Source organism: Nocardiopsis sp. iso_238 (genome assembly GCF_056173325.1).
Window position 1 is genome coordinate 3,850,975 of the sequence record NZ_CM149668.1, and the last position, 15,472, is coordinate 3,866,446.

Annotated in this window: 12 protein-coding genes; 8 read left to right on the top strand and 4 right to left on the bottom strand. The window is 71.3% G+C overall.

Going from position 1 to position 15,472, the window contains the following annotated elements:
• Window positions 1–144 precede the first annotated feature (144 nt).
• Together AC0VYL_RS17465 and AC0VYL_RS17470 are read left to right on the top strand one after the other, a co-directional pair.
• Window positions 145–3,354 carry an NACHT domain-containing protein gene (locus tag AC0VYL_RS17465; RefSeq protein WP_475480866.1) on the top strand — a complete coding sequence of 1,070 codons (3,210 nt, stop codon included), beginning with the start codon at window positions 145–147 and terminating at the stop codon, window positions 3,352–3,354.
• A gap of 171 nt (window positions 3,355–3,525) precedes the next feature.
• Window positions 3,526–6,825 (top strand): NACHT domain-containing protein, encoded by a 3,300-nt coding sequence (locus AC0VYL_RS17470; RefSeq protein ID WP_475480867.1) that lies wholly within the window; start codon window positions 3,526–3,528, stop codon window positions 6,823–6,825.
• Here the strand turns inward: AC0VYL_RS17470 and AC0VYL_RS17475 are convergent.
• Window positions 6,803–7,600 (bottom strand): SIR2 family NAD-dependent protein deacylase, encoded by a 798-nt coding sequence (locus AC0VYL_RS17475; RefSeq protein WP_475454120.1) that lies wholly within the window; start codon window positions 7,598–7,600, stop codon window positions 6,803–6,805. The genes AC0VYL_RS17470 and AC0VYL_RS17475 overlap by 23 nt on opposite strands.
• 166 nt (window positions 7,601–7,766) lie before the next feature.
• Between AC0VYL_RS17475 and AC0VYL_RS17480 the strand changes: the two genes are divergently transcribed.
• Complete coding sequence (locus tag AC0VYL_RS17480; RefSeq protein WP_475454122.1) at window positions 7,767–8,651, top strand: sulfotransferase family protein; 885 nt, start codon at window positions 7,767–7,769, stop codon at window positions 8,649–8,651.
• On the opposite strand, the gene AC0VYL_RS17485 is transcribed toward AC0VYL_RS17480, so the two are convergent.
• Entirely contained in the window at window positions 8,648–9,247 is a 600-nt protein-coding gene (locus AC0VYL_RS17485; protein WP_475480868.1) for a TetR/AcrR family transcriptional regulator, read from the bottom strand. The genes AC0VYL_RS17480 and AC0VYL_RS17485 overlap by 4 nt on opposite strands.
• A 63-nt stretch (window positions 9,248–9,310) precedes the next feature.
• Here AC0VYL_RS17485 and AC0VYL_RS17490 point away from each other — a divergent pair, with 63 nt between their 5' ends.
• Window positions 9,311–10,222 (top strand): DMT family transporter, encoded by a 912-nt coding sequence (locus tag AC0VYL_RS17490; RefSeq protein WP_475480869.1) that lies wholly within the window; start codon window positions 9,311–9,313, stop codon window positions 10,220–10,222.
• 51 nt (window positions 10,223–10,273) lie between these two features.
• Here the strand turns inward: AC0VYL_RS17490 and AC0VYL_RS17495 are convergent, their stop codons facing one another.
• Window positions 10,274–10,804, bottom strand: a complete 531-nt coding sequence (locus AC0VYL_RS17495; RefSeq protein ID WP_475454128.1) for a RidA family protein — start codon at window positions 10,802–10,804, stop codon at window positions 10,274–10,276.
• Window positions 10,805–10,886: 82 nt separating this feature from the next.
• Between AC0VYL_RS17495 and AC0VYL_RS17500 the strand changes: the two genes are divergently transcribed.
• Window positions 10,887–11,042 (top strand): hypothetical protein, encoded by a 156-nt coding sequence (locus tag AC0VYL_RS17500; protein WP_352388736.1) that lies wholly within the window; start codon window positions 10,887–10,889, stop codon window positions 11,040–11,042.
• A gap of 45 nt (window positions 11,043–11,087) precedes the next feature.
• Here the strand turns inward: AC0VYL_RS17500 and AC0VYL_RS17505 are convergent, their stop codons facing one another.
• On the bottom strand, window positions 11,088–11,915 hold the full coding sequence (locus tag AC0VYL_RS17505) for an aldo/keto reductase (protein ID WP_475463122.1): 828 nt from the start codon (window positions 11,913–11,915) through the stop codon (window positions 11,088–11,090).
• A 303-nt stretch (window positions 11,916–12,218) separates the two neighbouring features.
• Between AC0VYL_RS17505 and AC0VYL_RS17510 the strand changes: the two genes are divergently transcribed.
• The 3 genes from AC0VYL_RS17510 (at window position 12,219) to AC0VYL_RS17520 (ending at window position 15,381) form a co-directional block, all read left to right on the top strand.
• Entirely contained in the window at window positions 12,219–13,382 is a 1,164-nt protein-coding gene (locus AC0VYL_RS17510) for a PucR family transcriptional regulator (RefSeq protein WP_475480870.1), read from the top strand.
• A gap of 74 nt (window positions 13,383–13,456) precedes the next feature.
• Window positions 13,457–14,671 (top strand): cytochrome P450 family protein, encoded by a 1,215-nt coding sequence (locus AC0VYL_RS17515; protein ID WP_475480871.1) that lies wholly within the window; start codon window positions 13,457–13,459, stop codon window positions 14,669–14,671.
• A 113-nt stretch (window positions 14,672–14,784) separates the two neighbouring features.
• On the top strand, window positions 14,785–15,381 hold the full coding sequence (locus AC0VYL_RS17520; RefSeq protein WP_475454134.1) for a Dps family protein: 597 nt from the start codon (window positions 14,785–14,787) through the stop codon (window positions 15,379–15,381).
• Window positions 15,382–15,472 lie beyond the last annotated feature (91 nt).

Below are 15,472 nucleotides of genomic sequence, written 5' to 3' on the forward strand. Positions count from 1 at the left end.
TCCGCTCCCCCGCGGACGCCCGGGCAACGCACAACCCCATACTCGCGAAACCCTTCTGACGTGCGGACTCGACGCCACCCCCGGTGTCGGGTCCGATCGCGTTCCCGCCCAGACACCCCCGGACGTGGAAGAGGCACCCGACCGATGGCCAGACGGCTCACCTACAGTGACGCGCTCAAGATCCTCGGCAGTGGCGACTCGGAGGCCCTGGACCTCGCGGAGAAGGTGGCCGACGGCGGCCTGGGCCTGGTGGGTGTCCCCGACCTGTTCGGGATGCGCGGCGCCCTGGTGAGCAAGGGCCGCCAGCTGCTGGAGGGCCTGGGCGGCAGGCTCCGGAACGAGAGCCGCCTGTCCCGGTCCGAGAAGATCCAGGCCGCCCACCAGATCCTGGTGGTCACGTCCGTCTTCGAGGCCGCCGACGAGGTGTTCACACGGGTCGGGATGCCCTTCGGGCTGGACGATCTGGAGATCACCTCGGACGAACAGTTCGCGTTGTTGGGGGCACGGCTGCTGGAACTCCCCGGTCCACGGCCGTCGTTCCCGATCACGCACTCGGGCCACCGGAGAGCGCGCGGCACGGTGACAGTCGAGTTCGCTCAGGGCGCGGCCGCCTGCGTCGCTGACTTCGCCTGCGGCCTCGCGGTGGCCGAACGGCACGGGATCACCGAGGACCACCTCCTGGTGAGGAAGTTCAAGACCACCATGGCCCAGGTGGTACCCGGACGCCTGGACGAGAACATCCGACGGTTGGGCGCGGAGGTCCCCGAGTTCGGCATGTGGCTGCACACGAGCGAGCACGAACGGACCCGGCAGGAGATCGGCACCGGCCTGTCCGACCTGCACGAACAACTGGCCCGCATCAGCTCCTCGCGTCCGGTCACCCGGAGGAGGCAGGAGCTCACCGCCTCCTACCAGGCGGTGCTCAACCGGCCGGTCCTGCGCTCCGACGACGCCCCGGCCGGGCTCGTGCTCCCCTCGCTCCGCACGGCCTACATCCCACCGCGCGGACGGGTCACCATGGCACGCGAGACCCACAACGCGGCCAGTGACGAATGGTGGCGGGAGTTTCCCGTCCAGGACGACCTCCAGACGATCGTCGCCTCCCTGATCACGCACCCCAGGGCCACCGAGTACCCCACGGTGATCCTCGGCCACCCCGGCGCCGGCAAGTCCAAGTTCACCGAGATGCTCGCCGCCCAGCTGCCGCCGGAGGACTTCCTCCCCATCCGCGTGGAGCTGCGCGCCGTCAGCCCCAACGCGCCCCTGCACGTCCAGATCGAGGAGGGGCTGCGGGCCGACCTGCACACCAGCGTGTCCTGGCGGGAACTGGCCGACGACGCCGACGGCGCGCTGCCGGTCGTCATCCTGGACGGCTTCGACGAACTCCTCCAGGCGACGGGAGTGGACCGCTCCGACTACCTGGAACGGGTCCAGGAGTTCCAGCAGCGCCAGGAGGCGCTGGGGCAGCCGGTGGTCGTGATCGTGACCAGCCGGACCCTGGTGGCGGACCGGACCCGGTTCCCCCCGCTGACCACGGTCATCCGTCTGGAGGCCTTCGACGACACCCAGATCGAGCAGATGCTCGGCGTGTGGACCCGCGCCAACACGCGCGTTTTCGGGTCCACGAAGCTGAGGCCGCTCACCCCGGAGGCGGTGCTCCGCTACCGCGACCTGGCCGAGCAGCCCCTGCTCCTGATCATGCTGCTCATCTACGACGCCCACGGCAACGCCCTGCTCAACGCCTCGGACAGCCTCTCCCACGGTGAGCTGTACGAGCGGCTGCTCACCATGTTCGCCCGGCGCGAGGTCGACAAGCACCGGCCCCACCTGGGCGGGCGTGACCTCGACCGGGCGATCGAGGACGAGCTGCGGCGGCTGGAGGTGGCCGCGATGGCGATGTTCGCCCGGGGGCGCCAGAGCGTGCGCGCGGAGGAGCTGGACGCGGACCTGGCCGTCCTCATGCCCGAGGCGGCGGAGAATCCCGGCGACGCCGACCTGCACGGCCAGATCGCCCCCGCCCACCAGGTGCTGGGACGGTTCTTCTTCGTCCACGAGGCGCGGTCCAGGACCACGGACGGCACCAGCAGCGCCTTCGAGTTCCTGCACGCCACCTTCGGCGAGTACCTGGTGGCCCGCATGGTGGTCGCGGCCCTGACGGAACTGGTCGAGGACCGCGCCCGGGTGTCCCGCCGCCGGAGCCGGGCCCTGCAGCTGGACGACGGCGAGCTGTACGCCCTGGCCTCCTTCGCGGCGTACGCGGGTCGCGACCGGGTGGTGACCTTCCTGGACGAGCTGCTGGCCCGGCGGCTGGAGGAGGAACCCGACCTGCGGGAGGAGTTCCGGGACCTGGTCCTGGAGCTCTTCCGGGAGGCGCCCTTCCCCGCGGCCAACCGCTCGTTCTCCGGGTACGAACCCCTGCGGATACCCGTCACTTCGCGGGAGGCCCGCTACACCGCGAACCTGATCACCCTCCTGATCCTGGTCAGCGAGGAGCCGGTGCCCCTGGAGAGCCTCTATCCGGACACGGACGACCCCTGGCACGCCTGGCGGCGGACGGTCTCCCTCTGGCGCGCCCTGTCCGCCACCCAGTGGTTCGGGATCATCGACTTCATGCGGATGCGCCACCTGGGGTACTGGAGGGGTGAACAGCCCTTCAGCGCGCTCAGCCGCGACCGCGGTGAACCCGTGAACGTCGGTGAGTGCGTCGGCTTCGAGCTCCGCGCTGACTCCCCGGGCGACCCCGCGACCCTCAACCCCTACGAGGTGGAGGTGCCGTACTCGACGGTGGTCTCCCGACTGCTCCGGTCCACGGCAATGCGCGCCAACGGGACGGCCTCTCGCATGGCCCTGCTGCTGACTCCGTACCTGCGCTACGTCTCCGACGACCTGGGCACCTGGTACACCAGCGGAGACCACAAGTCCTGGGTCGAGACCCACGAGGTCCTGCGGCTGCGCCTGGAACCGATCGACCAGATCCCGGAGGCCATGGTCACCGACCGCCTGAACAGCTACTCCCGTCTCATCTTCCGCGGCGCACCGGACCAGGTGGTGCTCACCGTTCTGAGGCAGGCCGTGGAGGACCTGCGGTCCTGGCCGGACCGGCTGGGCGCGGACCCCCATCTCGCGCTGTCCCGAATGGTGCAGGAGGCACTCCGCGCGATGCGTCGGAGCGAGACCACTCCCCCGGAGGTGTGGGACTCCTTCCAACGGCTCAGGCGGGAACTGCTGTTGCTGCTCGGCAGCCAGGCGGACGGACCCGTGCTCGGACAGGGCGCCACGGCCTCCGTACCCGTCGCGCAGGCCGCCACGGGCGAGACCCACCCGACCGTGCCCGGGGGCTCGGCCGGCCCCTGAACCGGACACGGACCGGGGTCCCCGGAGCCTCGGCCCGGTGGCCGGAGTCCCGGGGTGGCGCGGAGTCGTCCACAGGTGGGCTGAACCCCTTCCGCGCCCCTCCCATCACACGTAGCGTGATGTCCGAGTCACGCTTCCTCCCCCAGCGGACATGGAGAGGCCACCCCCTCGATGGCTAAGCCGGTCACCTACGCCAGCGCCCTGAAAGAGCTCAGCGGGAACGACAGCACCTTGTGGAACCTCGCGGAGAAGATGACCGAGGAGGGACTGGACGCGGTCGGGGTACCCGGCCTGTTCGGGCTGCGGTCGTTCGTGGTCGGCCAGGGTCACAGGGCCCTGGCCGACCTGGGCGCCAAACTCCGGGGCACCGACAGGTACTCCCGGACGCAGCGGATCGAGGCGGCTCACCGGATCCTGCTGATCGTCTCCTTCTTCGAACCCCTGGACGCGTGCCTGGCCGACGCCGGACTGCGCCTGCGCGCCACCGAGCTGGAGGTGAGCCCGGAGGAACAGGCCCTGATCCTGGAGCGCGCCCTGAGGTCGGAGGAGGTCCACGCCCCGGCTGAGGACTTCCTGTGGGGGCGGGAGGATCTCTTCGAACGGGCGGAGCGGGTCTTCGCGAACAGCGCGCTCGGACTGCACCAGTTGACCAGGGGACTGGAGGCCACCGAACGGGCCGGAGTCGACACCGGGCGGGGCGGCAGGTTGGAGGCGGCGCTGTGCGAGAGCCTTCCGCGGCGGGCGCTCGCGGCCTATCGGGCCCACTACCTGAAGCTGTGCGCCGAGGCCCCCGAGTTCGGCATGTGGGCGAACCTGCGTGAGCACCAGAGGACGCGGCACGAGGTCAGGCAGGTGGGCGACGCCTTCGCCGAGCTGCACGAGCGGCTGTCCCGGATTTCCTCGGGCAGGTCGGTGGGCGATCTGCGGATCCGCCTCTCCCGCAAGTACCAGGCACTGCTGCGCAGGCCGGTACTCCCCGTGGACGACGTGCTCCCGGAGGACCTGCCCTCCGGGATGGTCATCCCCGCCCTGAGCGACTGCTACGTGCCGCCGAGCGCACGGGTGGCCCGGGTGGCCCAGGGCGACACCCCCTCGGTCAGGGAATGGTGGAAGACACGCGAGCTCCTCCCGGATCTGCAACAGTTCCTGGCCGTCCGCCTCACACACCCGGACACGACGCGGTACCCGACCGTGCTGCTGGGCGAACCTGGCGCGGGCAAGTCCAAGCTCACCGAGGTGTTGGCCGCGCGGCTGCCGGAGGAGGACTTCCTGGCGATCCGTGTGGAGCTGCGCTCGGTCAGCGCGGACGCGGCCGTCCACACCCAGATCGAGGAGGGGCTCGAACTCGACCTCCTCCAACGGGTCAGCTGGACGAAGCTGCTGGCCGAGGCCCAGGGAGCCCTGCCAGTGGTCATCCTGGACGGGTTCGACGAACTCCTCCAGGCCGCCGGTGTGGAGCGGCACAACTACCTGGAACAGATCCGGGACTTCCAGACCCACCAGGAGGTCATGGGACAGCCCGTGGCGGTGATCGTCACCAGCCGCACGCTCAGTGCCAGCCGGGTCCGGTTTCCCGAACGCAGCACGGTGATCCGGCTCGAACCGTTCGGCCGGGAGCGGATCGGACGGGTACTGGAGGCCTGGAACCGGGCGAACCGGGAACGGTTCCGCTCCCCCGGGCTGCGCCCGTTGGACCTGGACCGCCTGATGCACTATCCGGAGCTGAGCCAGCAGCCCCTGCTGCTGTTGCTACTGCTGGTCTACGACGCGCAGGACAACGACCTGCGGCGGTCACCGAGGTCGATGTCCCTCGGGCAGCTGTACGAACGGTTGTTGACCACCTTCGTCCGGCGCCAGGTGCGCAAACACCGTGACGCGCTCAGTGAGAGGGACCTGAGGCGGGAGGTCCAGGGCGAGCTGCGCCGTCTGGAGGCCACGGCGCTGGCGATGTTCACCCGCCAGAGGCAGACGGTGGGCTCCGAGGAGGTGGGCGACGACCTCAGGACGCTCAGGCTGGACGGCCCCCAACAGGAGTCCCACTCCGGCTTCCCCGTCCGGGCCGCCGACCTGTTGCTGGGCCGCTTCTTCTTCGTGCACGTGTCCCAGGCCAGAGTCAGCGGGCGGGACCAGACCCCGCTCAGCGCGTACGAGTTCCTGCACGGCACGTTCGGGGAGTACCTGGTGGCCCGTCTGGTCTCCAGGACTCTCAGAACCCTGGTCGACCACCACGCGCGCAATCGGGAGGACGATCCCTGGAGCGAGCCGCCCGGTGACGGCCTCCTGTACGCGACGTCGTCCTTCGCCTGCTACGCGGACCGGGAACGGACCACCGACTTCCTCAGGGAGCTGATCACGGAGGACGTCTCCGGGAGCGAGGAACGCCGCGCACACTACGGTGAGCTGCTCGTCGAACTCTTCCGACGGGCTCCCTACCCGTCCGCTGATCACCTGCACTCCGCCTACCAGCCCCGACGCCTACCGCTGACCGTCAGGCAGGCGTACTACACGGTGAACCTGCTGTCCCTGCTCCTGCTCGCGCGGGAGGGGCCGGTGGACGTCCGTGAGCTCTTCCCCGACCACGACGGGGAGGCTCCCGCCCTGCACCAGTGGCGTTCGGCGGCGGCTCTGTGGCGTGCCCTGCCCTCGGCCGACTGGTTCACCGTCCTGGACACGTTGAGGATGCGGCACCACCGGGACGGGCGCTCCTGCGTGGAGTTGGAGAGCGGATCCCCCGTGGACGTCGGTGAGAGCATCAGGTTCGACCTGCCGGAACTCACCCGCTCCACGCGGGGCCACACCCCGGCGATCGACCACCACTCGCACCTGGTGTCACACACTGGTCCCGCCGGTCAGCTGCTGCGTTCCATCGCGCTGCGCATCAACGGCACCGCCGCCAGACTGACCATCGACCTCTTCCCCTTCATCGAACAGCACGTATCCCACCTGGGGGCGTGGACGGGCGACACGCGCTCCGACGACCTGTGGTCACTCGCCCACGAGCTCCTCCTGCTGCGGCTGTCCCCGGTCACGGAGCTGCCCCAGCGCAGACTGGACGCCTACCGAAGGGTTCTGACGGATCCCTCGATGAGCGCGTCCACACTGTCGGCCCTCAGGCAGGCGGTCGAGGACCTCAGGAGTCCGCTGGCGGGCGAGGACTACCGGCTCGGTCTGCGAGACGAGCTGGCGGTCGGCCTGTGGAGGACGATCGACCTCGGGCGCGTCCACCCCCGCGACGGTGAGACCCGAGCAGTCCTCGACCAACTCGCCCCGGACCTGCCGCCGTCGCTCGTCGAGCAGCTGCGGCGTGTGCTCGGGACTCTTGACGGCGGGTCCGGGCCGTCCGACGAGACCTTCGGTCCGGACGCCCACCTCCAGGGCTCGGAGAACAGCGTCATGGACGTCAAACCGCTGCTCGACGGGGCGTACTCGGAGCGGGGGAACCCGCCCCCTAGACCGCCAGGGCCCGCCTGACCAGGGACGGAAGGACGTCACCGATGGGGTCGTGCAGGACCGCGCTGGCGTAGTCGTCGTACGGGGTGGGTTCGGCGTTGACCACCACCAGCGCGGCCCGCCCCATCATGGCGACGTCACACAGCCCGGCCACCGGGTGGACCGTGAGCGAGGTACCGATCGCCACGAACACCTCGCACTCGCGGGCCGCCTGGGCGGCGCGTTCGATGACCTCGGGGTCCAGGCGCTGGCCGAAGGAGATGGTGTCCGTCTTCTGGATGCCGCCGCACACCGGACACCGGGGGTCGGACTCCTCGTCCAGGCGGCCGAGCACCTCCGGACTGGGGGTGCGCAGCCCGCAGGTCATGCACATGACCCGGAGCATCGTCCCGTGGACCTCGATGACCTCGTCCTCCGGCACTCCGGCGCGCTGGTGCAGGCCGTCGATGTTCTGGGTGACCAGCGCGTGGAGGCGACCGGCGGCGGCCAGGTCGGCCAGGGCGAGGTGGGCCGCGTTGGGTTCGGCCTTCCACACCTGGTGGGAGCGGCGGGCCAACCAGGTACGACGGCGTACGTCCACGTCGCCCATGTAGCTGTCGATGTCCGACATCGCCTCGGCGTCCGGATCGGTGGTCCACAGCCCCTGGGGACCGCGGAAGTCCGGGATGCCGGAGTCGGTGGACACTCCGGCGCCGGTCAGGACGGTGATGCGTCGCGCGGAGGCGAGCAGGTCCGCCGCGTGTTCGAACCCCTCGGGGTCAGCGAACGGCGTGGTGTCGTCGGTCATCGAGGCCATACCCCATTCTTACAACGTCTTTGCACGGCTTTCCCCGGTCTTGGCCCAGCACGGCGCTTTCCGGACTGATCCTGCCCTTAACCTCGGGGAACGTGTGGGGCGGGTGCCACCAGGCCCCGACCGATGCACACGAGAAGGGCAAAGGGTGCAAAAATACGACACAATCATGAAGCAGCCCTCCTACATCCTCGTGGTCAACGGGACCAAGGTCGAGCGCCCGGTGTTCGTGCTCGGCGCGCCCCACTCCGGGGTTCCGGTGATCGCCCGCGCCCTGGCCCGCGCGCCCGGCTTCCATCTGGGTGCCGGCTCCCCGGGCGTGCTCAACGCCGTCTACGCCGTGGCCAGACGCCCCTCCCTGGCTCAGGAGAAGGTGTCGGGCACCGCGACCCTGCTGCGCGAGGCCTACGCCGAGATCTGGCATCTCACCCCCCTGACCTGCCCCAGGTGCCCCGGGCCCGGCGCCCGGGTGCCCGCCAACGCCTCCGCCGAACCCTGCGAGCACAGCGCCGCGGCGCGCCGTTACGGCGACGCCAGCCCGGACCTCCTGTACTCAGCCAGCGCCCTGCACACCGCGTTCCCCGACGCGCGCTTCGTCCAGATCATCCGCGACGGCCGCGACGTGGTGGCGGACATGATGGAGGACGAGCGGTCGCTGGCCTGGCTCAAGCCCAGCTTCATGAAGCTGGACCACGAGTTCCCCAACCACTTCTTCGGCCTGGAGGAGGAGTCGGACCTGGGCGACTTCACCGACGGGTCGGTGGCGACCAAGTGCGCGATGCGCTGGCGGGGCGCGGTGCGCATGTCCGCGCGGCTGCGCAAGGAGATCGGCCCCGAGCAGCTGATGACCCTGCGCTACGAGGACGTGCACGGTCAGGAGGTCGAGACCGCCGAACGCCTCCTGGAGTTCACCGGCGCCCGGGTCTCGGCCAGCGAACTGCTGACCGACCACTCCTGGGGCGTGGGCGCGTGGCGGGAGAGGTTGACCCGCAGGGACCACGGTGACGTGCACGAGGTGGCCCGCCACGAACTCTCCCGGCTGGGGTACCTCTAGACCGTCTCGCCGGGGACCCCGTGGGCGGTGAGCAGGGTGTCGGCGGCCGCGCGGGCCGTCAGGGCGGCGTCGGGGTCCCCCGTGACGTTGCGCGCGACGACGGCTCCCTCGTGCAGCATCGCCAGGACGCCGCCCAGCTCTTCGGGAGCGGTCGCCCCGCACTCCCGGGCGAGGTCGGTGTACAGGTCGCGCAGCCACCTCTTCTGCTCCTCGGCCACGGCTCGACCGGGGTGCTCGGGGTCGGACAGTTCGGCGTAGGCGTTGACCATGGCGCAGCCGCGCTGGTTCTCCTGCCGCATCCACGCGTCCAGGGCCTCGAAGGTCGTCCCGATCCGGGCACGGGGTGAGGCGTCCGGGTCCTGGTGGGTGTCGAGGAAGTCGCGCCAGCGGGTGTCCCGGGCGCGCAGGTAGGCGACGACCAGCCGCTGTTTGGAGCCGAACCGGTCGTAGATGGTCTTCTTGGTGACCCCGGCTCGCTCCGCGACCAACTCCATGCCCACGGTGTTGATCCCCTGGGTGTAGAAGAGCTCGGTGGCCACGTCCAGTACGCGGCGCGCGGCGGGGGTGAGCCGGGGTGCCTCGGTGATGCCGGTCATCGTTTCCTCCCGGGGTCGGTGACTACATTGTGAGTATACCGACCGGTGTGTTTATCTCGCGCCATGGACGTCATCACTTCGCGCACACGGACTCGCCCGACCACCACCACCCGTTCCCTCCTCCCGTTCCTGTTGGCCGCGGGACTGGTGGTGATGTGGAGTTCGGGGTTCGTCGGCGCCGAGCTGGGCACCCGGCAGGCCCCGGCCACCACCCTGCTGGCCTGGAGGTTCCTCATCGTCGGCGGGCTGCTGGTGGCCTGGTGCCTGTGGCGGGGGACCCGGATGAGCGGCCGCGACTTGGCCCTGCACGCGGTGCTCGGGGCGCTGGCCCAGGCCGGGTACCTGTACGGGGTGGTGGCGGCCGCCGAGGCGGGGGTGGCCGCCGGGACCAGCGCGCTGGTCGCCGCTCTCCAGCCGATGGTCGCCACCGCGCTCGCCGTTCCCCTGCTCGGGGAGCGGGTGCGAGGACGCCAGGTCCTGGGGCTTCTGGTGGGCCTGGCGGGTGTGGGGATGGTGGTCGGCGCGGACCTGCTCCGGACCGGATCCGCCCCCTGGTGGGCGTACGCGCTCCCGTTCGGCGCCATGCTCTCGTTGGTGGCCGCCACCCTGGTGGAGCGGCGGGCACGTCCCGGAGGGAGCCTGGTGGAGGCCCTGGCCGTGCAGTGCGCGGTGAGCGCGGTCCTGTTCACCGGTCTGGCCGCCGCGACGGGGACCCTGGCCCCACCGGCCGCGCCGGGGTTCTGGGCCGCGGTGGCGTGGGTGGTCCTGCTGTCCACGCTGGGCGGCTACGGGCTGTACTGGGTCAACCTGGCCCGGACCAGCGTGGCGCGGGTCTCGGCGCTGCTCTACCTGACACCGCCCACCACGCTGGTGTGGACCTGGCTGATGTTCGGGGACCCGGTGGGCGCGGGCGCACTGGCCGGGATGGGCGTGTGCGTGGTCGCGGTGCTCCTGGTGCGGTCCCCGGAACGGTGACCGAGCGGGCGCGCCCCCGACCGTCGGGGTCGGGGCGCGGCCCGGCGCGGCTCAGGCCCGCGCCTCCTCGGGTTCCTCGGGCTCGTCGGTTCCGGGATCGTCCACGAACGGGTCGTCGACCTCCTCCACGAGACCGCGGGGCCTCTCCGCGTCCAGCTCGGCGTCGTCACGCGCGTCCGGGATCACGGCCACGCACTCCAGTTCGACCTGGGCCCCCTCCTTCAGGAGTTCGGTGACTCCCAGGACGGCCATCGGCGGGTAGTAGCGGCCCATGTGGCGCCGGTAGACCGAGCCGAGCGTCTTGAGGTTGACCCGGTAGACACCGACAGAGGTGGTGTAGACGCGCATGCTCACCACGTGGGCGGGTTCGGCCCCCGCCGTCCGCAGCGCCTCCACCAGGTTGGCGAGCGCGTGGTCGAACTGCTGGACCAGCGAGTCGCCGGCCAGTGCCCCGTCGGAGCGCAGGGAGGCCTCTCCGCCCACGTACACGGTGCGGCCCGGGGTCACCACGAGGGCGTGTGCGTAGCCCACGGGGTCGGGAAGGGAGAGCGGGTTGATGATCTCGTGCGGTGTCTGGTCCATCGGCGGACCCTCCGTCTCGCTCGGCGCGCACCCGGGACTCCCCCGGTGAGAGCGTCGTCCGACATGCGGCTACCATGACCGCATGATCTCTTCCGTGCTGTCCGTCCTGGCCCTGACCGCTGTGGTCGGGCTCTTCCTCGCGATCTTCGTCGGCGGTGGCGTGTACGTCGCCCGTGTGCGCCGCGACGGCATCGACGCCACCCTGGCCGGTGCCCGCAGGCTCCGCGAGCTCCGCTAGGCACCGCGAGCCGCGCCGCCCCCGGTCAGCGGTCGGCCGCGCGGCTCACTCCCCGTCGAAGGTGTCCGGGTCGGGTCCGAACCGGTGGCCCTCGTCGAGGCCGTTGATCCGGGCCATGTCCTCCTCCGAGAGCTCGAAGTCGAAGATCTCGAAGTTGGCGCGGATGCGCTCGGGCGTCACCGACTTCGGGATGACCACGTTGCCCAGCTGGACGTGCCACCGCAGCAGCACCTGCGCGGGCGTACGTTCGATCTCCTCGGCGATCTCGGTGATCAGCGGGTGGCGGAGGAGTTCGCCCTGCCCCAGCGGGCTCCAGGCCTCCGTGGCGATGTTGTGGTCGGAGTCGAAGGCCCGCGTCTTCTCCTGCGAGAGCAGCGGGTGCAGTTCGATCTGGTTGACCATGGGAGCGATCCCGCCCTCCTTCATGACCCGCTCCAGGTGCGGGCGTTTGAAGTTGCAGACGCCGATCGCACGGGCCCGGCCCTCCGCGTACAGGCGCTCCAACGCCTTCCAGGTGGGCACGTAGAGGTCGCGTTCGGGCAGTGGCCAGTGGATGAGGTAGAGGTCCACCACGTCCAGGCCGAGCCGCTCCAGGCTGGCGTCGAAGGCGCGCAGTGCGGCGTCGTAGCCCTGGTCGGCGTTGGCGAGCTTGGTGGTGACGAACACGTCCTCCCGCTGGAGCCCCGAACTGCGCAGCGCCTCGCCCACCCCCTCCTCGTTGCCGTACGCGGCGGCGGTGTCGATACTGCGGTAACCCGCCGCGAGGGCGTGTGAGACCGCCTCGCCCACGGCGTCGTCGGGCACCTGCCACACGCCGAAACCCAGCTGCGGCATTTGCAGCCCGTTGTTCAGCGCGATGCCGGGAACCGTCATCGTCCTCATCCCCCGTCTTCCCCGTCCGGCTCTGCCGTTCCACTGGCCGACCGGTGTGCCCGGCGCGCCCGGCACGCCGGCGCTCGGTGTTGGACACGTGCTCTCTCCCGGGCCTGTGTGCGCATACTGCCATGTCAGCAGAGGTCGGCCTCTGAGGCTGCGCCGCACATGTGCACGGTTTTTACCCGGATGGCCGGTCTCGGCCGGGTGCGGGAGGGGGCGATAGGCTGCCCGCCCCGTGTGGGCGCGACGGCGCTCCCGAGGGAGACGCCGGGGACCGACGGCGTGGGACGGAGGAGGCGCATGGGGCGTACGGAGCGCATGCGGGTCAGCGCGGAGCTGGAGCGCGACCGGGCCGGACTGGTGGAGCGGATCGTCTCCGAGGTCTACGCGGAGGTGCCCGCCTACCGGGCGCTGCACGGCTCCCAGCTCGGGGAGGTCCGGGCGATCACCGGCTGGCTGGTCACCCGGTCCCTGGAGCTGTGGGTGCGCGGGGAACGCCGCCTGCCCCCGGAGGACGTGGAGCGGCTCCGTGGGATCGGCCGGGCACGGGCCGCCGACGGACGTTCGATCGGCGCCGTGGTCCGGGCGCACCGGGTCGGTTCGGCCGCCGCCGTGCGGTTGCTGCGCGCTCAGGCGGGCGACAGGCTCGACGCCGCCGACGTGTTCGCTCTGAGCGAACTGTGGTTGGCCTCCCTCGACCAGATCTCCGAGAGCCTGGAGACCGGCCACGCCGAGGCCGCCGAACGGCTGGACGCGGACCGTGAACGCGCCCGGCGCGCGCTCCTCGACGACCTGCTGATCGGCCGCCAGGCCTCCCAGGGCGCCATCCGGGACCGGGCCCGCACCCTGGGCATCGCACCGCCCGACCCGGCGGTGCTGGTGGTCACCGAACCCGTGCGCGCGGACGACGTCACGGTGGCCGTGGGTCTGGAACTGGTGGCGGAGGCGTCCCCTGACGGAGCGGACCCCCTGGTGACCACCCGGTCGGGACGGGTGGTCGTCCTGGCCGCTCCCGAGGACGCCGGACGACTCACGGAGGCGCTCGTGGCACGGGGGTGGCGGGGCTGTGCCCTGGAACCGCGCGGGCTGGCCGACCTGTCCGCCGCGTACCGGCTGGCGGACGGGGCCGTGGAGACCGCTCCTCCGCACGCCTTCGGCGCGGACGGCCTGCTGCGGGACTCCGACGCGTACGTGCTCGCGCTGCTCAACGGGGGCGGGGTCGCGCCGACGACCGTGCGCCGGGTGGTCCTGGGACCGCTGCTGACCCACGACAACCGGCACCTGCTGGACACGCTGCGCGCCTACTTCCGTACCGGCGCGGCGACCACGGCGGCGGAGTCGCTGCACGTCCACGCCCAGACCCTGCGGTACCGGCTGCGACGGGTCCGGGAACTCACCGGCCACGACCCGCACCGCCCCTGGCCGAGGTTCGTCCTGGAGACGGCCTGCGCCGTGTCGCCCTAAATCGACCCCCGCGACACCGCCGTCCCCAGGTGGGTAGGAACCGGGCGAACCGCACCCCCAAGGAGAGACCGGCGATGACCCTCACACCCCCCGCCCTGCACGGACCCGAGTTCGAGGCGGACCCCCACTCGGCCTACCGGTGGCTGCGCGAGCACGATCCCGTCCACCGCGTCGACCTCCCCGGCGGCGCTTGGGCGTGGCTGGTGACCCGGTACGGCGACGCCCGTTCGGTGCTGGCCGACCCCGCCATGCTCAAGGACCCCCGGCGCGCCGACGGGACCTGGTACCGCGCCGGTCTGGGGTTGCCCTTCGACCACCGGCCCAGCCTGGTGCGCAGCATGGTCAACGTGGACGCGCCCGACCACTCCCGGCTTCGGAGGGTGACCGGCGCGGCGTTCAGCCCGCGCCGGGTCCGGGCACTGGAGGAGAGCGCCGAACGGATCGCCGGGGAGCTCGTGGCCGCGTTGGGGAAGGAGGCCGCACCGGACCTGGTGCGTGACCTGGCCTACCCGCTGCCCATCGCGATCATCTGCGACATCCTCGGGGTGCCGGAGGCGGACCGGCCCGAGTTCCACCGCCAGGCGGCGGTGATCGACTCCTCCTCCCCGGACGAGTACGAGGCGATCGGCGCGGCCACGGACTGGTTCGACGCCTACCTGGGCGGGCTGGTGGAGGCCCGGCTGCGCGCGCCCTCCGACGACCTCCTGGGCGACCTGGTGGAGGCCCACCGCGCCGGCGAGCTCACCCGCGACGAGGTGACCTCGACGGCGTTCCTGCTGCTGGTGGCGGGGCACGAGACGACGGTCGCACTGATCGGCAACATGCTGCTGATCCTCCTGCGCGACCCCGGGGAACTGGCGCGGCTGCGCGAGGACCCCGAGCTGGTGGGACCGGCGATCGAGGAGTCGCTGCGACTGGAGAGCCCCCTCCAGAACGCGACCTGGCGCTTCCCCGCTGAGCCCACGACGGTGGGCGGGGTCCGCTTGGAGGCGGGGGAACCGGTCCTGGTGTCGCTGCTGGCGGCCGGGCGCGACCCGCGTCGGTACGAGGACCCGGACGTCTTCGATCCCCGGCGTGCGGCCTCGCACCTGTCCTTCGGGCACGGCGCGCACTTCTGTGTGGGGGCGCGGCTGGCCCGGGTGGAGGCCCGGGTGGCCGTCACCGCCGTCCTGGAAGGCCTCCCGGGCCTGCGCCTGGCCGTGGACGAGAGCGAGCTGCGGTGGTGGCCGAGCATGATCATGCACGGTCTGTTCGAGCTGCCCGTCACCTTCGACCGGAGGGTCGCCTGAATCCTTGCCACCACATGGCGTTCGTTTTCTCTCCCGACAACGGTCCGTGACCAAGACTGGCTGGCGGAGCCTCCTGCTCCACGCAGTGCACCGACCCGGAGGGGGAACCCGCAGTGACCACCGCCGACCAGAGTTCGAGCCAGACACCCAAGCCGCGCAACAGCCAGCCGTGGCTCCACCAGAGGGGTGAGGAGATCCAGAAGTTCGGGACGGTCCGTCAGCTGCCGGTCGGTCTGTCCTACGACGCGCGCATGTACTCGTGTCAGCGGCTCAACCAGGTGTTGTGCGATCTCCGCATCCTGCACGACATGTACAAGAAGCACCACTGGCTCATGCGCGGTCACACGTTCTACCAGCTGCACCTGCTGATGGACAAGCACGCCGGGGAGCTGACGGAGCTGATCGACACCGTCGCGGAGCGCGTCCAGACCCTGGGCGGGGTGGCCGTGGGCGACCCGAGGCACGTCGCGGAGCTGACCAGCATCCCCCGCCCGCCGAACGGCGTGGAGGAGGTTCCGGCGATGCTCTCCCGGCTCCTGGAGGCGCACGAGTCGATCCTGGAGGACGCCCACGACGCCGCCGCGCGCGTGCAGGAACTGGGCGACGACGGCACCAACGACGTCCTGGTGTCGGACGTGATCCGCACCAACGAACTGGAGGCCTGGTTCGTGGCCGAGCACCTGGTGGACACTCCACTCGTGCACGCCTGACCGGGTCCGCCCGCCGTAGGACCGTGCCGGAGGGCCGGGCTCCGTGCCCGGCCCTCCGCCCGTGCCGGGACGGTGCGTCACGGAGGCGGTA